Annotated in this window: 22 protein-coding genes; 7 read left to right on the top strand and 15 right to left on the bottom strand. The window is 61.7% G+C overall.

Annotation, left to right across the window (positions count from 1 at the left end; genetic code table 11):
• Positions 1 to 55: 55 nt before the first annotated feature.
• Entirely contained in the window at positions 56 to 940 is an 885-nt protein-coding gene (locus tag PseAD21_RS19955; RefSeq protein WP_102357283.1) for a LysR substrate-binding domain-containing protein, read from the bottom strand.
• 159 nt (positions 941 to 1,099) lie between these two features.
• Between PseAD21_RS19955 and PseAD21_RS19950 the strand changes: the two genes are divergently transcribed.
• Positions 1,100 to 4,126: an FAD-binding and (Fe-S)-binding domain-containing protein gene (locus PseAD21_RS19950; protein ID WP_102357281.1), complete on the top strand. Its 3,027-nt coding sequence runs from the start codon at positions 1,100 to 1,102 to the stop codon at positions 4,124 to 4,126.
• Here the strand turns inward: PseAD21_RS19950 and PseAD21_RS19945 are convergent.
• Together PseAD21_RS19945 and PseAD21_RS19940 are read right to left on the bottom strand one after the other, a co-directional pair.
• Positions 4,059 to 4,748 (bottom strand): paraquat-inducible protein A, encoded by a 690-nt coding sequence (locus tag PseAD21_RS19945; protein ID WP_102357279.1) that lies wholly within the window; start codon positions 4,746 to 4,748, stop codon positions 4,059 to 4,061. The two genes, PseAD21_RS19950 and PseAD21_RS19945, sit on opposite strands and share 68 nt — an antisense overlap.
• On the bottom strand, positions 4,745 to 5,341 hold the full coding sequence (locus tag PseAD21_RS19940) for a paraquat-inducible protein A (protein WP_102357277.1): 597 nt from the start codon (positions 5,339 to 5,341) through the stop codon (positions 4,745 to 4,747). Before PseAD21_RS19940 ends, PseAD21_RS19945 begins: the two co-directional genes overlap by 4 nt.
• A 214-nt stretch (positions 5,342 to 5,555) precedes the next feature.
• Here PseAD21_RS19940 and PseAD21_RS19935 point away from each other — a divergent pair, with 214 nt between their 5' ends.
• A complete protein-coding gene (locus tag PseAD21_RS19935; RefSeq protein ID WP_102357276.1) occupies positions 5,556 to 6,725 on the top strand; it encodes a DUF1624 domain-containing protein in 1,170 nt (389 codons plus the stop codon).
• A gap of 3 nt (positions 6,726 to 6,728) precedes the next feature.
• Here the strand turns inward: PseAD21_RS19935 and PseAD21_RS19930 are convergent, their stop codons facing one another.
• Positions 6,729 to 7,625, bottom strand: a complete 897-nt coding sequence (locus PseAD21_RS19930; RefSeq protein WP_102357274.1) for a LysR family transcriptional regulator — start codon at positions 7,623 to 7,625, stop codon at positions 6,729 to 6,731.
• Positions 7,626 to 7,728: 103 nt separating this feature from the next.
• On the opposite strand from PseAD21_RS19930, the gene PseAD21_RS19925 reads away from it, so the two are divergent.
• Complete coding sequence (locus PseAD21_RS19925; protein WP_102357273.1) at positions 7,729 to 9,264, top strand: MFS transporter; 1,536 nt, start codon at positions 7,729 to 7,731, stop codon at positions 9,262 to 9,264.
• A 172-nt stretch (positions 9,265 to 9,436) separates the two neighbouring features.
• Here PseAD21_RS19925 and PseAD21_RS19920 read toward each other — a convergent pair whose 3' ends face one another.
• A complete protein-coding gene (locus PseAD21_RS19920; protein ID WP_102357271.1) occupies positions 9,437 to 10,828 on the bottom strand; it encodes an aldehyde dehydrogenase family protein in 1,392 nt (463 codons plus the stop codon).
• 103 nt (positions 10,829 to 10,931) lie between these two features.
• Here PseAD21_RS19920 and PseAD21_RS19915 point away from each other — a divergent pair, with 103 nt between their 5' ends.
• From PseAD21_RS19915 to PseAD21_RS19905, 3 genes are all read left to right on the top strand, one after another.
• A complete protein-coding gene (locus tag PseAD21_RS19915) occupies positions 10,932 to 11,810 on the top strand; it encodes a LysR family transcriptional regulator (protein WP_047598437.1) in 879 nt (292 codons plus the stop codon).
• Positions 11,811 to 11,893: 83 nt separating this feature from the next.
• Complete coding sequence (locus PseAD21_RS19910) at positions 11,894 to 12,556, top strand: M24 family metallopeptidase (RefSeq protein ID WP_102357270.1); 663 nt, start codon at positions 11,894 to 11,896, stop codon at positions 12,554 to 12,556.
• 128 nt (positions 12,557 to 12,684) lie between these two features.
• Entirely contained in the window at positions 12,685 to 13,113 is a 429-nt protein-coding gene (locus PseAD21_RS19905; RefSeq protein WP_025111546.1) for a molybdopterin-binding protein, read from the top strand.
• Between the two features lie 63 nt (positions 13,114 to 13,176).
• Here PseAD21_RS19905 and PseAD21_RS19900 read toward each other — a convergent pair whose 3' ends face one another.
• Positions 13,177 to 13,800 (bottom strand): glutathione S-transferase family protein, encoded by a 624-nt coding sequence (locus PseAD21_RS19900; RefSeq protein ID WP_102357268.1) that lies wholly within the window; start codon positions 13,798 to 13,800, stop codon positions 13,177 to 13,179.
• A 102-nt stretch (positions 13,801 to 13,902) separates the two neighbouring features.
• A complete protein-coding gene (locus PseAD21_RS19895; protein WP_102357267.1) occupies positions 13,903 to 15,318 on the bottom strand; it encodes a cytosine permease in 1,416 nt (471 codons plus the stop codon).
• A gap of 363 nt (positions 15,319 to 15,681) precedes the next feature.
• Here PseAD21_RS19895 and PseAD21_RS19890 point away from each other — a divergent pair, with 363 nt between their 5' ends.
• Positions 15,682 to 16,593: a LysR family transcriptional regulator gene (locus PseAD21_RS19890; protein WP_102357265.1), complete on the top strand. Its 912-nt coding sequence runs from the start codon at positions 15,682 to 15,684 to the stop codon at positions 16,591 to 16,593.
• A gap of 18 nt (positions 16,594 to 16,611) precedes the next feature.
• Here the strand turns inward: PseAD21_RS19890 and argE are convergent, their stop codons facing one another.
• The 8 genes from argE to PseAD21_RS19850 form a co-directional block, all read right to left on the bottom strand.
• Positions 16,612 to 17,760 (bottom strand): acetylornithine deacetylase, encoded by a 1,149-nt coding sequence (gene argE, locus PseAD21_RS19885; RefSeq protein ID WP_102357264.1) that lies wholly within the window; start codon positions 17,758 to 17,760, stop codon positions 16,612 to 16,614.
• A complete protein-coding gene (locus PseAD21_RS19880; RefSeq protein WP_102357262.1) occupies positions 17,757 to 18,434 on the bottom strand; it encodes a DUF1028 domain-containing protein in 678 nt (225 codons plus the stop codon). The genes argE and PseAD21_RS19880 overlap by 4 nt, the downstream gene beginning before the upstream one ends.
• Positions 18,435 to 18,563: 129 nt before the next feature.
• A complete protein-coding gene (locus PseAD21_RS19875; RefSeq protein WP_102357261.1) occupies positions 18,564 to 18,980 on the bottom strand; it encodes a RidA family protein in 417 nt (138 codons plus the stop codon).
• Positions 18,981 to 19,038: 58 nt separating this feature from the next.
• A complete protein-coding gene (locus PseAD21_RS19870; protein ID WP_102357259.1) occupies positions 19,039 to 20,358 on the bottom strand; it encodes an NAD(P)/FAD-dependent oxidoreductase in 1,320 nt (439 codons plus the stop codon).
• A 247-nt stretch (positions 20,359 to 20,605) separates the two neighbouring features.
• Positions 20,606 to 22,069, bottom strand: coding sequence for a GDL motif peptide-associated radical SAM/SPASM maturase (locus PseAD21_RS19865; RefSeq protein ID WP_102357257.1), 1,464 nt, complete (start codon positions 22,067 to 22,069; stop codon positions 20,606 to 20,608).
• A 102-nt stretch (positions 22,070 to 22,171) separates the two neighbouring features.
• Positions 22,172 to 22,750, bottom strand: a complete 579-nt coding sequence (locus tag PseAD21_RS19860; protein WP_102357256.1) for a DUF1842 domain-containing protein — start codon at positions 22,748 to 22,750, stop codon at positions 22,172 to 22,174.
• A gap of 42 nt (positions 22,751 to 22,792) precedes the next feature.
• Entirely contained in the window at positions 22,793 to 23,410 is a 618-nt protein-coding gene (locus tag PseAD21_RS19855) for a DUF1842 domain-containing protein (RefSeq protein WP_102357254.1), read from the bottom strand.
• A gap of 34 nt (positions 23,411 to 23,444) precedes the next feature.
• Positions 23,445 to 23,630 (bottom strand): DUF1843 domain-containing protein, encoded by a 186-nt coding sequence (locus PseAD21_RS19850; RefSeq protein WP_102357252.1) that lies wholly within the window; start codon positions 23,628 to 23,630, stop codon positions 23,445 to 23,447.
• Between the last annotated feature and the right edge of the window lie 225 nt (positions 23,631 to 23,855).

Genomic DNA, 23,855 nt, shown 5'->3' with positions numbered 1-23,855 from the left:
GAACGCCGCTCATCGAGCGGCGTTTCGTTATGTTTTGCATGTGCGGGGGCACCGATCACAGCGTGTCTACCAACCAATCCCGAAACGCCTTCAGCGACGGCAACGCCTCATTACGCGGCGGATACACCAGGTAATAGCTGCGCCGACTGGTGATCGGTTTCCCCAGTTGCAGCAGCTCGCCGTTTAGCAATTCATCCTCCACCAGAATCCGCGGTACCAGCCCCACGCCGATATTGGCCCGAACCGCCTGAATCAAGTGCGAGGTCATTTCAAAGCTCGGCCCGATGCGCATGCTGCGGTGCGGCAGGCCGTGATGAGTGAACCATTCAGCCCAGGCCTGGGCATTGCTGCTGACATTGAGCAGCAGTTGTCCGGCAATCTGCTGTTCAGCGTCCAGACGTTCGGCTGCCGACAACTGCGCACTGGCGATCACCACCAGTTCTTCGGTGTGCAGCGGCAGGGCGCTCAGCCCCGGCCATTCACCACCACCCACACAGATCGCCGCGTCGATCTCGCTGGTGTCGAAGTCGATCGCTTCGATCCGCGAATGCAAGTGCACGGTCATTCCCGGGTGTGCGGTGTAGAAATCCTTGAGCCGTGGCAGTAGCCATTTCGAGCCAAACGTTGGCAGCGTCGCCAGGCGCAGGCTGTGAATGCCCGAACCAAACGCCATGGCCTGCAAGGTCGCGCTGCGGATCTGCCCGAGGGCTTCGGCCAGTTCGCGCTGATACATGCGCCCGACATCGGTCAGCACCACTTGCCGGCCTTCGCGGCTGAACAGGCGCATGCCGAGCATCTTTTCCAGAATCTGCACCTGACGGCTGACCGCGCTTTGCGTCAGCGACAGTTCGTGGGCGGCACGGGTGTAGCTTTCATGGCGTGCGGCGGCCTCGAAGGCCAGCAACAACGACATGGAAGGGGTGAGGGTTCGCGGATTCATTCGTTTTAGTCATGGATTGTGGGTCGATTTTACGCTTGTCCCGACGGCGTCAAGCAATGAACATAAGCACCATGAGATGGCGGGAGCGTGACGCAATCATTCGTTGCGCACAACTGTTCACCGCCACACGGCCCGATTTTGACCGAGATTTCCTGACCGATGATTGCCCAGCTGTCGCCCGCCACCGCATTGACCGCCGATTACCAGCAGTTCCTCAACGCCCTGAAAGCCAGCGGTTTTCGCGGTGAAATCAGTGCCGATTACGCCAGCCGCGTGGTACTCGCCACGGATAACTCGATCTACCAGCGCCTGCCGCAAGCGGCGGTGTTTCCGATGGACGCCGAGGATGTGGCGCGGGTCGCTCGACTGATCGCCGAGCCGGCTTACCAGAAAGTGGTGATCACCCCGCGTGGCGGCGGCACCGGCACCAACGGCCAGTCGCTGACCGATGGCATCGTTGTCGACCTGTCGCGGCACATGAACCGTATTCTGGAAATCAACGTCGAGCAGCGCTGGGTGCGAGTGCAGGCCGGGGTGGTCAAGGATCAGCTCAACGCCGCGCTGAAGTCCGCCGGGCTGTTCTTCGCTCCGGAGCTGTCGACCTCCAACCGTGCCACCGTCGGCGGCATGATCAACACCGACGCCAGCGGTCAGGGCAGTTGCACCTACGGCAAGACCCGTGACCACGTGCTGGAACTCGACATGATCCTGCGCGGCGGCGAGCGCCTGCACGGTGCCGCACTGGCAGAAGATGATCTGGCAGCGCTGTGCGCCCGCGAAGACCGGGTCGGCGAAGTCTACCGTTGCGCGCGGCAGATCATCGATGAGCAGGGCGAACTGATCAAACAACGCTTTCCGGATCTCAACCGCTGCCTGACCGGCTACGACCTGGCGCACCTGCGCGAGGCCGACAATCGCTTCAACCTCAACAGCGTGCTGTGCGGCGCCGAAGGCTCGCTGGGGTTTGTGGTCGAGGCCAGGCTCAACGTACTGCCGATCCCCAAACACACCATGCTGGTGAACATCCGCTACGCCGGGTTCATGGACGCATTGCGTGATGCCCGGGCGCTGATGGCGCTCAAGCCGCTGTCGATTGAAACCGTCGACTCGAAAGTATTGTTGCTGGCGATGCAGGACATCGTCTGGCACGGCGTCGCCGAATACTTCCCGCAAAGCGCTGAACGGCCGACGCTGGGGATCAACCTGGTGGAGTTCTGCGGTGATGATCCTGACGATCTGCAGCGCCGGGTCCTAGCCTTCCTCGAACACTTGAGCAGCGACGCCACGGTTGAACGCCTGGGCCATACGCTGGCGGTCGGGCAGGCGGCGGTGAACAAGGTGTATGGCATGCGCAAACGGGCGGTGGGCCTGCTCGGCAATGTCGCCGGTGAAGCGCGGCCGCAGCCGTTTGTCGAAGACACGGCGGTGCCGCCGCAGCACCTGGCCGAGTACATCGCCGAGCTGCGCGAGCTGCTCGACAGCCACGGTTTGCAGTACGGCATGTTCGGCCATGTCGATGCCGGCGTGTTGCACGTACGGCCGATTCTCGACATGAAAGACCCGCAGCAAGCGGCGCTGGTGCGCCCGGTGTCCGATGGCGTGGCAGCGCTGACCCAGCGCTACGGCGGCCTGTTGTGGGGCGAGCACGGCAAAGGCTTGCGTTCGGAATACGCGCCGGCGTTTTTCGGCGAGCTGTACCCGGCGCTGCAAGCATTGAAAGCCGCGTTCGACCCGTTCAACCAGTTCAACCCGGGCAAGATCGCCACCCCGGCCAACAGCGGCGCGACGCTGTTGAAGATCGACGAGGTGACCCTGCGTGGCGAACTGGATCGGCAGATCGACGAGAAAGTCTGGCAAAGCTACGGCGCGGCCCTGCATTGCAACGGCAACGGCGCCTGCTACAACTTCGATCCTGATGACGCCATGTGCCCGTCGTGGAAGGCCACTCGCGAGCGTGCGCAATCGCCCAAGGGCCGCGCATCGCTGATCCGCGAATGGCTACGATTGCAGGGCGAGGCGGGCGTGGATGTGCTGTCCGATGCGATCCGTCGTCCGGGTTTTTTCAGCAACTTGTGGATGCGCTGGCGCAACAGTCGCAGCCAGGGCGCTGACTTTTCCCATGAGGTCTACGACGCCATGGCCGGTTGCCTGGCGTGCAAATCCTGCGCGGGCCAGTGCCCGGTCAAGGTCAATGTGCCGGAGTTCCGTTCGCGCTTTCTCGAGCTGTATCACACTCGTTATCTGCGCCCGGCGCGGGATTATCTGATCGCGTCGTTGGAGTACAGCATCCCGTACATGGCGCGGATTCCGGCGCTGTACAACGGTTTGATGGGCGCCTCGGTTGTCCGCAAGTTGCTGGAGCGCCTCGGCGGCATGGTCGATGTGCCGCTGCTCAGTCGCTTTGATTTCCACGCGGCGTTGCGGCGCTGGAATGTGCAGCCGGCGACGGTTGCCAAACTGTCGGCGCTGACCCCGGCGCAACGCGAGCGCAGTGTGGTGCTGGTGCAGGACGCGTTCACCCGTTACTTCGAGGCGCCGCTGCTGGCGGATCTGCTGGAGCTGATTTCGCGGCTGGGCTATCAGGTGCATCTGGCGCCGTTCAGTGCCAATGGCAAGCCGCTGCATGTGCAGGGCTTCCTATCGGCGTTCAACCGCGCGGCGTTGCGCAATGCGCAGCAACTGCGTGAGCTGGCGGATGTCGGCGTGCCGTTGGTGGGGCTGGACCCGGCGATGACCCTGGTCTATCGCCAGGAATACCTGAAAGTACCCGGCCTGCAGGAATGCCCGGAAGTCGCGCTGGTTCAGGAATGGCTGCTCAAGGTGATGCCAGAGCAGACCGGTACCGACGCGGCCCAGCCATTCCGCCTGCTGGCGCACTGCACCGAAAAAACCAACGCACCGGCCGCCACGCGGCAGTGGGAACAGGTGTTCGAACGGGTCGGGTTGAAACTGGCGACGCAGGCCACCGGTTGCTGTGGCATGTCCGGCACTTATGGCCACGAGGCGCGCAATCGCGAAACCTCGGCGGTGATCTACGAGCAATCCTGGGCCAGGCAGGTTGAGGCGCCGGCCGAACGTGGTGAGGCGCTGGCCACCGGTTATTCGTGCCGCAGTCAGGTCAAGCGCCAGTCGGATCGGGCGTTGCGCCATCCGTTGCAGGTGTTGCTTGAGGTGGTACGTCGCTGAGCGGTTCATCGTCCGGAGCGTTGTCCCAGATCAACCGTGGATCGAAACTCATCGCCGAGAGCATGGTGAACACCACGACCAGGCCGAAGAACAGAATGCCCGGTCGTGGTTCGATATCGCCCAGCGCCTGGAACTTCACCAGCGCCGCGACCAGCGCGACCACCAGCACGTCGAGCATCGACCAATAGCCGATCAGCTCGACGAAACGGAACAGCTTCGAGCGCTCACGGCGCGCCCAGCCACTGTTGCGCTGCACGGTGATCAGCAGCAGCGTCAGGGCGACGAACTTGATCCCCGGCACCGCAATACTGGCGATAAAGATGATCAGGGCGATGTCCCACGCACCACCTTCCCAGAACTCCAGCACGCCGCTCATGATCGTGCTGTCGGCGCCATTGCCGAGCATCACGGTGTTCATCACCGGCAGCAGATTGGCTGGCACGTAAAACGCCAGTGCAGCGAACATGTAGGCCCAGGTGCGGGTCAGGGAGTTGGTCTTGCGCCGATGCAACGGCGCCTCGCAGCGCGGGCATTCGTGCGGCTCGTCGGTCATGTCGCAGGCCAGTCCGCAGCTGTGGCACAGGCACAGGTTGAGTTCGCTGGCGGTCGGTGGTCGCTTCATAGAATGTCCCACAAATCACGAACGTCGCGGCCGGCGATGCGGATCATCATCAGGCTCAACACGGCCAGGGCGAACAGGCCGATGCCCGGCAGCACATCGAGCAGCCCGGCCAGTTTGAACACTGCCACCATCGCCCCCAGCAGACACACTTCAAGCATGCTCCACGGACGCAGGGTTTCCAGCCAGCGCATGCACAACCTGAACCCCGGCGCGCGCCGCGAGGACAGGGCGAAACTCAGGACCCAGATCAACAGCACCAGCTGAAACGCCGGGGCGATGATGATTGAAATCGCCGCGACCATCGCCATGAACGTGATCGGCCCCTGACTCAACGCCAGCACCGAGTCCCACAGCGTCGCGCTGTTCTTCAGGCCCTTCATGCTGATGCTCATCACCGGGTAGAAGTTGGCGAACAGCCACAGCATGGCTGCGGTGAAGCTCAGGGCCAGGCGCTGCTCGATGGTCAGGCCGTTATAGCGCTGCAGCACGCCACCGCAACGCACGCAGGAGGTTTTCTGGTGTTTGCCGAGCACGACTTTTTCGTACACGCAATCGCAGTGCTCGCAGATGATCAGGTGTTCGGTCTGGGTCATGGACAACGCTCGACAGCAGGCGCAAAGGGCGGAGGGCGCTTGATCACTATAGAAGCCTGACGTGATTGGGCAAATGACGGCGCAAGCTTCATTTTTGAGAACCAGTAGCGTTTGGCTTGGGCTTCGATCGATAATGTTATAGAGTAACGCGAATTTTTCCGGGTGGCGTGCAGTTGCACCCACTCCAGCTCATCCTTTCGATGGCGAAATGTCCATGACGATTGCGTTTGCTCGCACCCCCCCGGCGCCGACCGGTCGCCTGCTGTCCATTGATGCGTCAAGAGGTCTGGTGATCCTGTTCATGCTGCTGGACCATGTGCGTGAGACGTTTCTCCTGCACCGTCAGGTCGGCGACCCGATGGACATTGCCAACACCGAGCCGGCGTTGTTTTTCAGCCGGACGCTGGCGCATCTGTGCGCGCCGGTGTTCGTGTTTCTGACCGGGCTGTCCGCGTGGCTGTTTGGCGAGAAGTACGCGGGCAAGACCGACGTGAGTGCCTTTCTATTCAAGCGCGGGCTGTTTCTGGTGGTGCTGGAATTCACCTTGGTGAACTTCGCGTGGACGTTTCAGTTGCCGCCGAGCGCGATCTATCTGCAGGTAATCTGGGCGATTGGCCTGAGCATGATCGCGTTGTCGCTGCTGGTCTGGCTGCCGCGCTGGCTATTGCTGACGCTGAGCCTGGCGATCATTGCCGGGCATAACCTGCTCGATGGGCTACATTTTGCGCCGGAGTCGGCACTGCATGTGCCGTGGGCGATCCTGCATGACCGCGGCTGGATCGAGGCCGGTGACAGCTTGCGCTTACGCACCTCGTATCCGCTGTTACCGTGGATCGGTGTGATCGGCTTGGGTTATGCGCTGGGCCCGTGGTTCGCCCGCGTGGCCGATGCGGGGATTCGTCAGCAGTGTCTGTTGCTGGGGGGTGTCGGCGGTCTGCTGGGTTTTGTGGGGCTGCGGCTGCTCAACGGTTACGGCGATAAGCCTTGGGCGTTGCACGACACGACCGTGCAAACGCTGATGTCCTTTTTCAACATCACCAAGTACCCACCATCGCTGCTGTTCATCACCCTGACGTTGAGTGTGGGACTGCTGCTGTTGCGGGTGTTTGAGCGGGTGCAGGCACGTCGCTGGATTCGCTGGCTGTGCGTTTTCGGTTCGGCGCCGATGTTTTTCTATCTGCTGCACCTGTATGTGCTGAAGGTGCTGTATCTGATCATCGTGGGGCTGTTCGGCCTTAACCACGGTAGCTATTTCGGCTTCGATTCAGTAGCGGCGATATGGCTGGTATCGGTGCTGTTGGCGCTGGCGCTGTACCCGGCGGTGCGCTGGTTTTCCGCGCTGAAATCGCGGCGTCGCGACATCGCCTGGCTGAAATATCTGTAAGCCCTAGTGGCCACTGCGCTCGCGCGCGAAGTCGATAAAAGCCTTGAGCGGTGCCGGTACATGGCGCCGGCTCGGGTAGTACAGATGCAGCCCCGGATAGTAAGGGCACCAGTCGGCCAAAACCTGAATCAGACGCCCCGACGCCAAGTGTTCGCTGACCATGTCATCGAACACATACGCCAATCCCAGGCCTTGCAGCGCGGGGCCGACCATCAGGCTGACGTCGCCCAGGGTCAGTGGTCCGCTGACCTCGATTTCCCGGGCAATGCCGTCACGTTCGAACTCCCAGCGATACAGCGTGCCACTGGGGTAGCGGTGGCGAAGGCACGGCAAGTCGTGCAGATCCTCGGGTTTTTGCGGCGCAGGATGGCGTTCAAGGAATGCCGGCGAAGCGACCACCACCGAACGCATTGCCCGGCCAATCGGCAGCGAGACCATGTCGGCCTCCAGTCGATCGCCAAAGCGCACACCCGCATCAAATCCGCCGGCGACGATATCCAGCAATGCCTCGCTTTCGACCACTTCCATTCGAATGTCCGGATACGCCTGCAAGAACTCGCTGGCAATCGGCAGTAATACCAGTTCGCACGCCTGGCGTCCGCAGGTGATGCGCAGGTTGCCCGTGGGTTTGTCGCGAAAATGATTGAGGTCTTCCAGTGCGTCGTCGATGTCGCGGAACGCCGGTTTCAACCGCGTGTACAGGCGCTCGCCGGCCTCGGTCAACGCCACGCTGCGGGTGGTGCGATTGAACAGGCGCACCCCGAGGCGATTCTCCAGTGCCTTTACCGAATGGCTCAGGGCTGAGGGTGTGAGGCCAAGTTCGACGGCGGCTTTGCTGAAATTCAAGTGTTGTGCCGTACAGAGGAATACGGAGAGGTCTGCTGCTGAGGGTGATTTCATCTGTGAATACCTTTCACAAAGTCATGAAAAATTGTTGGGATTATCACATCAGTAGCACGGCCTTAAAGTCGCAGCCTGGCAATTTTTTATAAAGGATGAGTTCATGACAACTGTCGCTCAATCGCAAGGAGCGCGTAACAAGCTGCTGATTCTCGCGGCCGTCTGCCTGTCGGCACTGGTACTTCCCTTGAGTTTCACCGGTGGCGCGGTGGCGACGCCCGCCATTGGCCGTGATCTGGGCGGCAGCCCCGTTGCCCTGACCTGGATCACCAATGCGTTTATGTTGTCGTTCGGCAGTCTGCTGATGGCGGCGGGGGCACTGGCCGATGTCTATGGGCGTAAACGCCTGTTCACCTTCGGCATGTTGCTGTTCACCGCAGCATCGATTGCCCAGAGCCTGGCACCCTCGGTGTACTGGCTGGATGGGCTGCGTGCGGTGCAGGGCGTGGCCGGTGCTGCGGCGTTGGCCAGCGGTTCAGCGTCGTTGGCGCAGGAGTTCGAAGGCCATGCGCGGACCCGTGCGTACAGCGTGCTCGGCACCACATTCGGCATCGGCCTGGCATTCGGGCCGTTGGTGGCGGGCGCGTTGATCGAGGCGCTCAACTGGCGGGCGATTTTCCTCTTCACCGCGCTGATCGGCGTGATCGCCATGGTCTTCGGCCTGCCACGCATGCGCGAAAGCCGCAACCCGGATGCCATGGGGCTGGATTGGCCGGGCACGATCACCTTCAGCGCGATGCTGGCGTTGTTCACCTTCGGCGTGATTCAGGCCCCGGAAAGCGGTTGGGGCAGTCCGCTGGTGGTCGGTCTGCTGAGTGCTTCGGCATTGTTGCTGGCGTTGTTCGTGACGATCGAAATGCGCGTCAAACACCCGATGCTCGATCTGACCCTGTTTCGTTTTCCGCGCTTCATTGGCGTACAGATGCTGCCGATCGGCACCTGCTTTTGCTACATCGTGCTGGTGGTGATGTTGCCATTGCGCTTTATCGGCGTGGAAGGCTTGAGCGAAATCGACGCCGGCCTGTTGTTGCTGGCGCTGTCGGCGCCAATGCTGGTGGTACCGATGCTGGCGGCGTCGATGACCCGTTTTGTCTCGGCGGGGATCTTGTCGGGGATTGGTTTTCTGATCGCTGCATTGGGGTTGCACGGGGTGAGCCTGTACGACGTCGGCGAGCCGAAATTGGCCTTGGTCATTGCGATGGTGTTGGTCGGGATTGGCACCGGTTTGCCTTGGGGGTTGATGGATGGTCTGTCGGTCAGCGTCGTACCGAAAGAGCGCGCGGGGATGGCGGCGGGGATCTTCAATACCGTGCGAGTGGCGGGTGAGGGCATTGCGCTGGCGGTTGTGGCCGCAGTGCTGACTTCGCTGCTGAATACCGATCTGAGGGGGGCAGTGGCAGGCAGTGTCGATGCGGCGCTGATTGCCGAGACCGCGCACCGGGTCACCACGGGGGACATGGCGCATGCGATCAACACGCTTGCGGGGCTGGCCAATGAGCGTCTGGTGCAGGGTTATGCTTCGGCGTTTCAGTACCTGCTGCACATCCTCACCGTGATCACCCTGGTCTCGGCGGCGGTGGTGCTCGCGCTGTTGAGCAAGAACCGAACGGTCACAGAGTCGCAACAGGCAACGGCTTGACGCCAGACCACAGTGGGAGCGGGCTTGCTCGCGAAGAGGGAAGGTCTATCACTGCAAAAGTGACTGATCCACCGCATTCGCGAGCAAGCTCGCTCCCACAGATTTCGGTGTCGCTCGCAAGGTCGTTGTCAGGCTCCCAACCTGTAGGCGCTGCGGAAGCTGATGTCCCGGGTTATTTGCGATCCAGCCACACCGTCTGCGCGTTGCAGAACTCGCGTACGCCGAAGTGCGACAGTTCACGGCCGAAACCGCTTTTCTTCACGCCGCCGAAGGTCACGCGCGGGTCGCTGGCGGAGTAGCCGTTGATGAACACGCCGCCGGTTTCCAGTTCGCTGGTCAGTTGCTGGGCCAGTTGCACGTTGGCGGTGTAGATCGTCGCGGTCAGGCCGAAGTCGCTGTCGTTGGCCAGGGCGATGGCGTGGGCGCAATCGCGGGCGGTGATGATCGACGCCACCGGGCCGAACAGTTCCTGTTTGAACGAGGTCATGCGGTCGGTAACGTCGGCCAGCACGGTCGGCTCATAGTAGTTACCCGGGCCTTGGGCCTTGCCGCCGCCGAGCAGCAGGGTGGCGCCTTCTTCGAGGGTGTCGCGCACTTGCTGATCGAGTTCGTCACGCAGATCGAAACGCGCCATCGGGCCGATGTAGGTGTCAGCGGACAGTGGATCGCCGACCTTCAGCTTGCGCGTGGCCTCGACGAATTTGCGGGTGAATTCCTCGACCACACCTTCTTCGATGATCAGGCGCTTGGCGGCGGCGCACACCTGGCCGGAGTTCTGGTAACGACCGATAACGGCGGCTTGAACGGCTTCATCGAGGTCAGCGTCGTTGAGCACAATGAACGGGTCGGAACCACCCAGTTCCAGTACACATTTCTTCAGCGCAGCACCCGCTTGGGCGCCGATGGCCATGCCGGCGCGGACGCTGCCAGTCAGGGTCACGGCGGCGATGCGCGGGTCAGCGATGGCGGTCGAAACGCCTTGCGGGGTGACGTTGATCACTTCAAATACGCCATCGGCGAAACCGGCGTGCTTGAAGGCATCACGCAGCAGGTAGGCGCTGCCCATCACGTTCGGCGCATGCTTGAGCACGTAGGTGTTGCCGGCAATCAGCGCCGGCACTGCACCGCGCAGCACTTGCCAGATCGGAAAGTTCCACGGCATCACCGCGAGGATCGGGCCAAGCGGACGGTACTCGATGCGTGCTTTGCCGCCTTCAACCTGGGTCGGCTCGGCGTCGAGCATGGCCGGACCATTTTCGGCGTACCACTCGCAGAGCTTGGCGCATTTTTCGATTTCACCACGGGCCTGGGCGATCGGTTTGCCCATTTCCAGAGTAATCATGGTCGCCATGGCTTCGGCGCTGTCACGCAGCGCACCGGCCAGTGCAGTCAGGGCGCGGGAGCGGTCTTGCAGCGGCTTGCGTTTCCACTTCGAGAAACCGAACGCGGCGCGGGTCAGCGCGGCGTCGAGAGCGTCAGCGGATTCAAAGGCGTAGTGACCGATCTGCTCGCCGGTGGCGGGGTTGATCGAGATGGCGTGGGTCTGGCTGGAAATCGGGCTCATGGCTGGCTCCTGCGAGTTCAGTGGATGGGCCTAGAGTAGGGTGGTGTTTGTTTTCTGGAAACTGAATAATAAAGATCGTTTCTTTCACGATTGGAGAATGACTGTGGATCTGGTGCAGCTGGAAATCTTCAAGGCCGTTGCCGAGCACGGCAGCATCAGCGCCGCCGCGGCGCAGATCCATCGCGTGCCGTCGAACCTGACCACGCGGATCAAACAGCTGGAGCAGGATCTGGGCGTCGATTTGTTCATCCGCGAGAAAAGCCGTCTGCGCTTGTCGCCGGCCGGCTGGAGCTTTCTTGAATACGCCCGGCGCATTCTCGACCTGGTGCAGGAAGCCCGGGCCACCGTGGCGGGGGAAGAGCCGCAGGGCGCATTCCCTCTGGGATCGCTGGAAAGCACGGCGGCGGTGCGTATTCCCGAACTGCTGGCGGCGTACAACCAGTTGCACCCCAAAGTCGACCTGGACCTGTCGACCGGCCCGTCCGGGACGATGATCGACGGCGTGCTCTCCGGGCGCTTGGCAGCGGCGTTCGTCGATGGCCCGGTGCTGCACCCGGCCCTCGAAGGCGTGCCGGCGTTCGAGGAAGAAATGGTCATCATCGCGCCGCTCAATCACGCCCCGGTGCAGCGCGCGGCAGATGTGAATGGCGAAAACATTTATGCGTTCCGCTCCAACTGTTCCTACCGTCACCACTTCGAAAAATGGTTCAGCACCGACGCTGCCGTGCCGGGCAAGATCTTCGAGATGGAGTCGTATCACGGCATGCTCGCTTGCGTCAGTGCCGGGGCCGGGCTGGCGCTGATGCCACGCAAGATGCTGCAGAGCATGCCCGGCAGCGCTACGGTCAGTGTCTGGCCACTGGCGGCGGATTTTCGTTATCTGACGACGTGGCTGGTGTGGCGACGGGGCACGGTGTCGCGTAGCTTGAGCATGTTTGTGCGCTTGCTGGAAGAACGTGGGGTGGTGCGCGCAGAAGAGTAATTGACACGTTGTGTCATGGTTGTATCTTTATCCGCGTTTCGCAATATAAAAAACTATACAGCGTAGCCATGAGGAACAAGGAAATGAGTGCAGCCCTAAGCGGTAAAGAAGCCGTCGGCGAGCGGTTTGTGCTGGAAACGATGCGTCACGCGCAACACCTGACCTGGCAAGCCGTCGACGCCATCGCCAAGGTGATCAAGCCCGGCATGCGTGAATCCGAAGCGCAGGAGCAGGGCAAGCAGATCCTCGCTGAACTGGGCATGGACCGCATCTGGCATCCGCTGCTGATCCGTTTTGGCGCCAACACCCTGAAGACCTTCAAGCAACGCTCCGATGGCGATCCGGTGCTGGGTGAAAACGACATTTTCCTGATCGACATGGGCGTGGTCTGGAAAGGGCACGAGGGTGATGCCGGCGCGACGTTCACCACCGGTTCCGACCCGGAAATGATCGCGTGTGCCGCAGCGGCCAAAGAGCTGTTTGAGCGGGTCGAGGCGTTCTGGCGTCAAGGCGTGTCCGGGGTCGAGCTGTACCGCTATGCCACCGATCAGGCCAGTGCCATGGGCTGGGTGCTGCATCTCGACATCAAGGGCCACCGGGTCAGCGATTTTCCTCACGCGATATACAAGGGCGGCAATCTCGGCGATTTCGACCAGGCGCCGCATGCCGGTGTGTGGATTCTGGAAATCCAGATCGCCCACCCGCAACGGCCGTTCGGTGCGTTTTATGAAGATCTGCTGATCTGATCTATGGTTGTTCGGCAGCTCTCAAGCGTGACAACAAAGCGCAGCGCTATAGTTGTTTCTACATAGCGCTTACTCCGATGATGCAGGCCGTTTTTCCTAACTCTAAAGTCAAAAAAAGGAAGCCCGTCATGAAAGTCAGCGCACGCAACGTATTCAAAGGTCAAGTCAGTCAGGTTCAAGCCGGTGCGGTCAACGCCGAAGTGGTTCTGACTCTGGCCGGGGGCGAGCAACTGGTTGCCGTCGTGACCATGGAAAGCATCAAGAATCTCGGCATTGCCGTTGGCAAAGAAGCCGTAGCGCTGGTCAAAGCGCCGTGGGTGATGCTGATGACTGAATCCAGCGACATTCGCCTGTCGGCACGCAACTGCCTGGAAGGCAAAGTGCTGAGCGTGACTGACGGCGCGGTCAATGCTGAAGTGGTGATCGAGCTGGCCGGCGGTTCGAAGGTCTATTCGATCGTCACCCGTGATGCCGTTGCCGAGCTCGGTCTGGCCAAGGGTGTCAGCGCCACGGCGGTGATCAAGGCGTCGCATATCATTCTGGGCGTGCCTGCCTGATCTGCTGTTCAGGTCGATAAAAACCTCTGATTCCACAAGCGGGAAATCAGAGGTTTTTTTTCGTCACGGCGTACCGTTTCTGCCGTAGAGCCGGAAGCCTTCGCGTCGACTCAGTCGCTCGTAGTACGTCCTGACAGCGGGATAGTCCGGATGCGCGAGCGGCGTTTCATACCAGCGATTCACCGACAGTCCGATGGGAATGTCGGCGAGAGAGAGCTGCTCGCCGCTGACATAGGCACCGGTCTTCTGCAACTGCCGGTCGAGGATTGCCATGGTGTTTGACCATTGCGCGATGCCGTTAGCCAAAGCAGCGCTGTCCTGATGATCCGGTGATTGGCGCACCAGTGAGACAAACGCATACGACCACGAGCGGTTCAGCTCCGACGCCTGCCAGTCGATCCACTGATCGACCCGCGCCCGGGCTCGCGGCTCGGCGGGGTAGAGGTCTGCGCCGCCATAGGCGCCCGCCAGATAACGAATGATCGTGTTCGATTCCCACAAGGTGAAATCGCCATCCTGAATCACCGGCACCATGGCGCAAGGGTTGAGGGCGAGAAACTCGGGCGTGTCGGTGGGTTTGAAGCCCGAGCCCCAATCCTCACGTGCGAACGGAATCTGCAGTTCGGCGCAGGTCCACAGCACTTTGCGCACGTTGATCGATGACGCCTTGCCCAGTATTCGCAGCATGGGATTCCCTGTCTCGTGGATGCCTGTCGGACCTCAACAAATACCACACTGCAATGCAGAAGGCCCGCGCACGGCGGGCCTTCTTTTGTCATCGGGACACTGTCACAGACTGCCCAGCAGTTTCCCGCCAGTCATCCGCCGACGATAGGCGCTGTCACGATTGGCCAGCCAGAAGTACAGCGGCGAGGTCACCAGCAGGCCCACCAGCCACGACAGATCCGCACCGTCGATGTGTGCCGAGATCGGGCCGACATACAGCGGCGTGTTCATGAACGGGATCTGCACCGCGATGCCGATCGCGTAGGCCAGCAGCGCCTGCGGGTTGTAGCGGCCATAGATGCCGCCGTCGACCTGGAAGATCGACTGGATGTCGTACTGGCCTTTGTGAATGGCGTAGAAGTCGATCAGGTTGATCGCGGTCCACGGCACCAGCACTACCAGCAGCACCAGCACCATGTCGACGAAGTGGCCGATGAAGTCCTTCGAAGCACCGACGGCGGCAAAGCAGCAGGCCAGCAGGACGATGATCGAGATCACCGCGCGGCTTTTGGCGGTGGGGATCCAGCGGTAGGCGAAGGTCTGCACCAGGGTGATCAGCGACAGCACCGCGCCGTACAGATTGAGGGCGTTGTGGCTGATCACGCTGAGCAGGAACAGCACCAGCATCAGTGGACCGATCGAGCCGGTGGCCATTTTTACCGCGTCCATGGTGTCCATGCCCACGGGTGTCGCCAGCACGGCGACGGCACCGAAGATGAACGCCAGACTCGAGCCCAGCGCCGAACCCAGATACGTCGTCCAGAACGTCGACGAGACTTTGACGTCGGCCGGCAAATAACGCGAATAGTCGGACACGTAAGGCGCAAACGCGATCTGCCACAGCGCGGCCAGCGACACGGTGGCGAGCCAGCCGGAGAGGTTGAAGTTGCCCCGGGTGAGGAAATCATCGGTTTGAACATGGGTGAAGATGTAACCGAAACCGACGACGATGCCGATCCCCAGCACCCAGGTGCCGATGCGGTTGAGCACGTGGATGAAGCGGTAGCCGATGATGCCGATGATCCCTGATCCAAGCGCACCGACGACGATGCCGACCGGCACCGGCACGCTATCGACCACGCCATGCAGCGACTTGCCGGCCAGCACGATGTTGGAGGCGAAGAAGCCGATGTACATGACGCCGGCAATCAGCACCACCAGCAGGGCGCCGAGCGAGCCGAACTGCGCGCGGCTCTGGATCATCTGCGGAATACCCATCTGCGGGCCTTGCGCCGAGTGCAGCGCCATCAGCACGCCGCCGACCAGGTGGCCGACCAGAATGGCGACGATGCCCCAGACCAGATTCAAGTGGAACAACTGCACGCCCAGCGCGCCGGTGACGATGGGCAACGGCGCAATGTTGCCGCCGAACCACAGCGTGAACAGATCCCTGACCTTTCCGTGGCGATCTTCGGGGGGCACGTATCCTATCGTGTGTTTTTCAATGAGCGGGGCGGACGTTGTTGCAGAGGTGGACATGACGAACTCCAAGGCAAGGATGAGTACGTGGACGTACTTCGGTAAGCGCCGACACGGACGGCGCATTTCTTGTTGAAGCGATCATGTGCAAAGGCCGGGGATAGATAAATTAGTAAGTTTGTTGTTTCAGACCTTAAAAAATATATGCCCAGGGTGACGCGTAGCTCCGGTATGTTCAGGCTTCACTCTTTTCTGGATTTACATAGTCCTGTGGTGAGGGGATTCATCCCCGATGGACCGCGAAGCGGCCCCTCTGTTGACGTTAAAAACAGGGGCTGCTGCGCACCCCATCGGGAATGAATCCCCTCGCCACAGATAAGTCCCCTCGCCACAAAAGCGTTGTCTTACTTGCAGAGGTTTTATATGGCTGCCTACAACCTGCGCCAGCTCAAATACTTCGTCACCACCGCCGATTGCGGCAGCGTCGCCGAAGCCTCGCGCAAGCTCTATATCGCCCAGCCGTCGGTGTCGACCGCGATCAAGCATCTGGAGGAAAGCTTCGGTGTGCAGCTGTTCATCCGCCATCACGCCCAGGGCGTTTCACTGACGCCCAGCGGTTCGCGTTTCTATCGCAAGGCGCTGGAGTTGCTGCGGGTGGCGCATGAGTTCGAGCAGAACGCGCTGGCCGACAACGACGTGGTCTCGGGGCAGATCGATATCGGCTGTTTCGAAACGGTGGCGCCGCTGTACCTGCCGCGCCTGATCGCCGGTTTCAAGGAGCGCTGGCCGGGGGTGGAGATCCGTATTCGCGATGGCGAACAACAGGAACTGGTGCAGGCACTGACTGCCGGCAGCATCGATGTGGCAATGCTCTTTGAACACGACCTCGACACCACCATCGACACCACGCCGCTGATGCCACCGCAGCAGCCTTACGCCTTGCTGCCAGCCGACCATCGTTTTGCGCAACAGGCGAAAGTCTCGCTGCACGATCTGGTGCTGGAACCGATGATCCTGCTCGACGTGGTGCCGAGCCGCACCTACTTCGTGAGCATCTTCGAGGAGCGCGGACTGACCCCGCACATCGTCTTCAGCTCGCCGTCGATCGAGATGGTGCGCGGCATGGTCGGGCGCGGTTTCGGCTTTTCGATTCTGGTGACCCGACCGTTCGGCGAGTACACCTACGACGGGCAGAAAGTGGTGTGTGTGCCGCTGGCGGAAACCGTGACCGGCTCGGGATTGTCGGCGGCGTGGCTGCGCCGGGTGCAACTGACCAAACCGGTGCAGTTGTTTGTTGATCATTGCCGGGAAGAGTTGGCCCGACTGCACGCATGAGTGCAGTCGAACCAGGTTTCAACAGCGGATGAACGCGAGCATCCGTTGCAGCATTTCATCACACGCCTGCAGTTGGTCAAGGCTGACGAACTCATCGGGTTTGTGGCCTTGATCCATGCTGCCGGGCCCGCAGACCACCGTGGGAATGCCCACGGCATCAAACAGGCCGCCTTCCGTGCCGAACGCCACCGTGCCGAATTCCTGTGAAGCGCAGAACGCCGCAATCAGCTCAGCCGCTTGACTCTGCGCATCGGTGGCCAGCCCCGGATACGCCGACAGGGCGCTGAAACGGATATCACTTTGGTCACTCACCGCACGCATGCGCGGCAGCACTTCGCGTTCAGCGTAGGCTTTCAACGCCTCGGCGACGAGAACCGGATCCTGCGAGGGCAGGGCGCGGATTTCGAAGTCGAAGCGGCAGTCGGCGGGGACGATGTTCAGCGCCTTGCCGCCGCTGATGACCCCGGTCTGCACCGTGCTGTAGGGCGGGTCGAAACGACGGTCGTGATGTTCGGGCGCTTTCAGTTGCTGGCCGATGCGCCCCAGCTCGCCGATCAGTTCGGCGGCGTACTCGATGGCGTTGACCCCCAGTGGCGCGTAAGCGGAATGACACGGATGACCGTGCACGTCGCAGCGCATCGCCAGTTTGCCTTTATGGCCGAGCACCGGTTTCAGTTCGGTGGGTTCACCGATGATGCACAGCAGCGGTTTGACCGGGCGCAGCTCCAGTTCGGCGAGCAGCGAGCGCACACCGAGGCAGCCGACCTCTTCGTCGTAGGACAGCGCGATGTGCACCGGCATGCGCAGCGCCGTGGCGACCAGCGCTGGCACCAAGGCCAACACGCAGGCGATGTAGCCCTTCATGTCCGCCGTGCCGCGCCCGAACAGCTTGCCGTCGTGCTCGCTGAGCTGGAACGGAGGGACGGTCCACGGCTGGCCGTCGACCGGCACCACATCGGTGTGCCCGGACAGCACAATGCCCGGCTGATCGGCCGGGCCTATAGTTGCGAACAGATTGGCCTTGCTGCGCTCGTCGTTGTAGATCAGCGCGCACGGCACGTCGAATCCGGCGAGGTAATCACCCACGAACTCGATCAACTGCAAGTTGGACTCACGGCTGGTGGTGTCGAACCCCACCAGTGTCTTGAGTAGCTCGACGCTGTTCATCGATCATCACCGGCAACGCCATAGCCCGGCGCCTTGGCAGGGTCGAGGGCGCGGTCGATGTAATCCTGCAGCTGTGGCTGATAGGCGTCCCAGAGTTTTTGCAGTTGGCCGATCGGGTCTTCGTCCGCCCAGTCGACGCGCAAATTTACGATTGGCCAGGTTTGCTCGCCAACCACCACCACGGCTGCCGAATGCACCGGACCCGCTTCGCCACCCAGAGCTTGCGCGGCGTGCAACGCCTTGAGCAAGCGGTCGGCCAGTTGGCCTTCGCCGTCTTCAAAGGCACTGACCATCGCCTCGATCACCGAGCGTCCGGCGAGCATGTTACCGGCAGCCACGCATTGTTCGCCGCTGACCGCGTTGTGCACGCCGAGGGTTTGTGCGCCGCTGAAATGTGCGGTCTGGCCGAGGTGGTTGATCGCGGTGATCTGCCGGTACTGGCTGTAGCCGTTGCGGGTCAGGACTTTGTCCAGCGCGGCGTCGGGCGCCAGGCCCTGTTCCATCAGTGCGAGGACTTCCGGGCCGAGGGACGGCAGGGTGATGTTCTGGCTCGACACCGCACCGACACCCGGCAGCAGCCACGGGCAGCGCGCGCCGACGGCGATGCTGGAGGAACTGATGGCGACACCGAACTGGCCGGTTTCGGGGCAACGGGCTGCGATTGAAAAGGTCATGGTTTGACTCCGTTCCAGGAATTTGTTGTCCTTGCGGGCCTCTTCGCGAGCAAGCCCGCTCCCACAATTGGAATGCATTCCCCTGTAGGAGTGAGCCTGCTCGCGATAGCCGCGGCTCGGTCTGTCGACTTACTCGGGAATCACCGCCACCACATCAATTTCCATCAGCCACTGCGGTTGTCCCAGTGCCGACACCACCAACCCGGTGGAAATCGGGAACACGCCTTTGAGCCACTTGCCGACTTCCTGGTACACCGGTTCGCGGTAGCGCGGGTCAATCAGGTAGGTAGTGGTCTTGACGATGTGGCTCATGTCGCTGCCGGCCTCTTCCAGCAACTGCTTGACGTTGCGCATGGCCTGTTCGGCCTGTGCACGCGGATCACCGAGGCCCACCAGGTTGCCGTCGAAATCGGTACCGACCTGACCACGGACATACACGGTGTTGCCGGCGCGCACGGCCTGGCACAGGTCGTTGTCCAGGGTCTGGTCAGGGTAGGTGTCCTTGGTGTTGAACATACGGATGCGGGTGTGGGTTGGCTTGCTCATGTACAGCTCCAGACAAGGTGTTCAGCGGCGCACCGGGCACCGCTGCGAAAGAGGAAAATCAGGCGTCGACGGTGTCGGCGGCTTTCGTGTTGTTAGTCGAATGCAGGGCGGCTTCACGCTGCTCGGCATCCTTGTAGTCGAGGTATTTGCGCTGGGTGGCGATGTGGTCGGCCACGTGTTTGGCGTCGTGCCACACGCCCCAGATGAACGATGAGCCGCGCCGCGACTGCCATGGCAGCCCGAGGAAATACACCCCCGGCTCGCTGGACACACCGCGCTGGTGCGCCGGTTTGCCCTTGTCATCAAACGCTGCGACCTGCAGCCAGGAATAATCCACGGCGAATCCGGTGGCCCAAATGATCGAGGTGATACCGGCTTCGGCCAGATCCAGATCAAGCAGCGGATTTTTCACGCACTCGGGATCCGGATAGGTCTCGCGCGCTTCAGGTTCTTGCGGCAGGTCGAGGCCGTTGCGCTCGATGTAGGCATCGGCGGCATCCAGCAGGGCGAGGTAGTTGTCATCGCCGCGCTTGAGGTTGTCGACCAGGTCCTGCTTGAAGGTCACCACGCCGTTGTTGAACGACTCGGTAACGCCGACCAGCGTCATGCCGCGATGGGCCAGACCACGGAAGTCGATGGTGCCCCCGCCATGGGCACCGCTGACTGCGATGGTCACGTGTTCGCGACCGGGTTTCATCGCCGCCTGATCCCACTCGCCGAGCACCCCCAGCCACCAGCAGAAATCACGGTTGCGATAGGCACGCGGCGGACGGTCATGGGCGCCGACCGAGAGGTACACCTGCTTGCCGGAGCGCTGCAGTTCATCGGCGATCTGCACGCCTGACGATCCGGCACCGACCACCAGCACCGCGCCGTCGGGCAGTTGCTGCGGGTTGCGATAGTCTGCGGAGTGGATCTGCAGCAGGCGCGGGTCTTGCGGCGCGATCGGCGGAATCACCGGGCGCTGGAACGGACCGGTTGCCGCCACGACGCGGCTGGCCTCGATCACCCCTTCGGAGGTCTCGACGGTGAAACCCGGACGGCCGACATGACGCACCACACTTTTGACTTCGACGCCGGTGCGGATCGGCGCATTGAATTTCTTCGCATAGGCTTCGAAGTAGTCCGCCACCCGTTCTTTATGGGCGAAGCCATCAGGGTCGACGTCATCGAATTCCAGTCCCGGAAAGCGGTCGTGCCACGCCGGACCGTTGGCAACCAACGAGTCCCAGCGCCCGGTGCGCCAGCGTTCGGCAATGCGGCTGCGCTCCAGCACCAAGTGCGGTACACCGAGTTTGCTCAGGTGTTCGCTCATCGCCACACCGGCCTGTCCGGCCCCCACGACGAGCGTGTCTGTTTTTATTATTTCAGTGGTCATTTCTACATCCTTCCTGGCAAGGCAAGTGGATTCGGATCGCTTCAGGCTTGTCCGTTTTGCTTGCGGTCAGACTAGGCAGGAGGGGGGTATCGGTAAAATATTATTAAGCTGGGATGTGAATACAAATTGCTGAAGCAGAAAGGACAAGCCCAGTAAAACCGCGGCTTGCAGGGCAGGGGGAGGGTTGTCCCGGACAGGAAAACCCGGGACAGACAGAGAAAATATCTACCGCAAGGGCGGCAAGCGCTCAGTTCAAGTGACTGGGCGCGATGCCCAACAGCCCGGTCAGCGTGTTCATGATCGCCTGCTGTCGCGCCCGATTGGCCTGGTGTTCGGCTTCGGCGGCGGCGACATTGGCGTCGCAATGCGGGCAGATCACCTCGTGCGGATAGATGTACTGCAGGCAGCTGCGACACAGGCTCAGTTGCGGGGCGATCCGGCCTTGCTCCGGCGATTGCTGGCCTTGATTGATCCACGCCAGTTTCACCACCTGGCCGCTGTCACTGACGCTGCTGACCTTCTCGCCGGTGTCGATGCGTTCGGTGATCAGGTCGAAACGCCCGACTGCAAATGACTTCTGCGCGGCTTCCTCGACCTTGACGATGCGCTCGCGCAGCCCGCGCTTTTGCAGCTCCAGCGTACGGTAATGGCAGTAGGGGTTGTTGCCGGGTTTGCCGAGCAGCGAATGCGAGGTCCAGGTGCAACCGCCGCGACAGACATCGTTGTAATAACAGCCGCGGCAGTAACCCCACATATCATCCACCGAGCGCAAACGGCCGAAATGCATGCCTTCGCTGTAATGCCAGATGTCGTGCAGGCTCATGTTGCGCACGTTGCCGCCGGAGAAACCGACGGTCGCCAGTGACGGGCAGCCCTTGACCGTGCCGTCGGCCTCCAGCGCCAGGACGGTCTGGCCGGCAGCGCAACCGGTCCAGTGCACACGTTCGTCACCGAAGCCGCGCCACAGGTGTTCATACGGGCCGTAATAACCGATGTTGTTGCCGACGTTCATCAGCAGGCCACGGTCGACGCCTTCGCGATACAGGCGCGCCAGCAACGGCATCACGTCCAGCAGTTGATAGGGTTGCAGCAGCAACTCCGGATGATCTACCGCGTTGCCCATGGCCACGGTGATCTGGATCTGCCAGTGGGTGGCGCCGAGTTCGATGATGGTGTCCATCAGCGCCGGCAAGTCCGGCAAGGTCGCCGCGCCGATCTGGGTGTTGACGCTCACCGCCAGTCCCGCGGCCTTGGCCCGGCGCAGGGTATCCACGGCCTTGTCGAACGAGCCGGGTACGTTGCGCACGGCGTCATGCAGCGGAGCGAGGCCGTCGAGGGAAATGCCCACGCCGTCGAGTCCGGCATCGACTGCCGCCTGCATCTTCGCCGGCGTCAGGTTGCGTCCGCCGGTCTGGATCGCGCAGTACATGCCGTGGTCGTGAATGGCCTTGATCAGTTGCGTCCAGTCCTTGCGCAGATAGGCTTCGCCGCCGATCAGGGTGATCTCGCGGGTGCCGAGCGCGGCCAGCGAATCGATGACGTCCAGGCATTCGCGGGTGTTGAGTTCGTCAGGCCGTCGATGCCCTGCGCGGGAGCCGCAATGCAGGCATTTCAAGTCGCAGGCCAGGGTGATCTCCCAGACCACGTGCACCGGCACGTAGCGTTTGAGATCGGTGTCGCTGAGGTAACGGGCGGGGCGCAGGTCTGACATGGGAAATCCTTGCGCACAGTCCTGTGCGCGCGACTAAGGGGTGGACCGCAGTTGAAAAAGCCCCGGGCGAGATCCGTTGCGATCCCGCCCGGGACCTGCCGGTTAGCGCGCTTCCAGTCGCGCGATTTCCGCTTTCAAATGCTCAAGGGCGCTGCGCAAGGCGCCCTCGTGCGCCACTTGCTGCTCGGCCTGTTGCACCACGGTTTTGAGCTGCGCCAGATCGCCACTGGTTTGCGCCTGTTGCACGGCCACGGCGTACAGCGGCTGCGGATGTGGCCCCGGATGCGGCTGCTCGTTGGGCGCCTGATGCACTGCAACGTGCTTCACTTCGTGCCACTGGCCCTGTTCTTCGTAGCGATAATCGACAAAGCCGCTGTCCCAGTCGCCGCCCAGAATGCCTTTGAGGTGGAACGTCTGGGCGATCTGGCTGGGCGGGCCGCTCGGGCCGCCGTCGAGGGTGAGGATGATGTGGTTCTCGACGTTGGCCGTCAGCTTGGTTTCGGAAAAACTGCCCCAGACCTGTGCCCGGTAATTGACCGTCGGCCAGGTGGCTTGAAACACACTGGCAATCCCGCTGACACGTTTGTGCGCGGTATCGACCAGCAGATCAAGGGTCAGGACTGGTGCGCCGGGCAGGGCATTGCTGATGCTGAGACGGGTGTGAAAAAGTCCAATCGACATGGTGCTACTCCCTAAAGTGAATGGCGGATCAAGTGGCCTGAATCAGCGGCTCTGCAGCCGGCTGACTTCTTTCTTCGCCGCTTCCAGTGCGCTCTGCAGTTGCGGTTGCTGGTCCAGTTGCTGCTGGGCGAGTTTGGCCAGATTCTTCATCTGCGCCAGGTCACCGCTGGCGATCGCGCTCTGAATCGGCGCGGCGTACAGCGGCAGGATCGGTGAGTGCGGGATGATCACCGGGCCCGGGTGGTACGGTGAAGGCAGCGATTCCTGCAGATGCGCCGGGGCGTTGTTGACCTCATGCCAGCGTTGACCATCGAAGTAGCGATAGTTGGCGACGCCTTCGCGCCAGTCGGTGCCGACCACCAGACGCACATTGAAGTTATTGATCGAGTTGGACCCCGGGCCGCCGTGATTGCCTTGGGCGGTAATCAGGATTTTGCTGGTCGCGGGTGACATCACGGTGAGGTAGGTGTATTCACCCCACACGTCGGAATGCACGTCGAGTGGCGGATGGGTTGCCTGGGTGATCGCGGCGGTGCCGTTGACTTTCGTATTGGGCGTCGAGACCAGCAGGTGCAGTGCCAGCGACTGCGCACCGGGCGCCCCGGTACCAATGCGATAGCTCACCGGGAACAGGCCGACATTTTCAGTTGAACCGGACATGTTGATTGCCTCCATTGCAATGTGATTGATGGCTTCAGGACTTTTCGTGCCTGGAAACTTCCTTCGCCAGTTTTTCGTACGCGTCCTTCAGGTCTGGCGCTTCAGGCTTGCTGGTGTCGCGCTGTTGCAACAACGTCTTCATGTGCTGCACATCGCCTTGCTTGATCGCGCCTTGAATGGCGACGCCGTAAGGCGGGATGTTGGCTGTTGAGCGGGACATATCGAGGTTTCCTCATCCGTGCTGCAAAACCGCCCCTTGAGGACAAGGGGCGCCTTACCTGACAGGCAGGCAGCCTCAGCCTGCAAGAACACCGGCAAGCGCTGTTCTCGGCGAGCGAGCAACCTGATCCGTCGGGATCTGATCAAAGGGTGTTTTCAGTGCGCAAAGCGTCGGCGCAGACAGGCCGGCGCTGGCGCGCGAGTCCTCAGCCGAAGCCGCCAGGCT

Origin of the sequence: Pseudomonas sp. AD21, from assembly GCF_002878485.1 — a bacterium.
Taxonomy (GTDB): Bacteria; Pseudomonadota; Gammaproteobacteria; order Pseudomonadales; family Pseudomonadaceae; genus Aquipseudomonas.
This window is presented reverse-complemented; position numbering and strand designations above follow the sequence as displayed.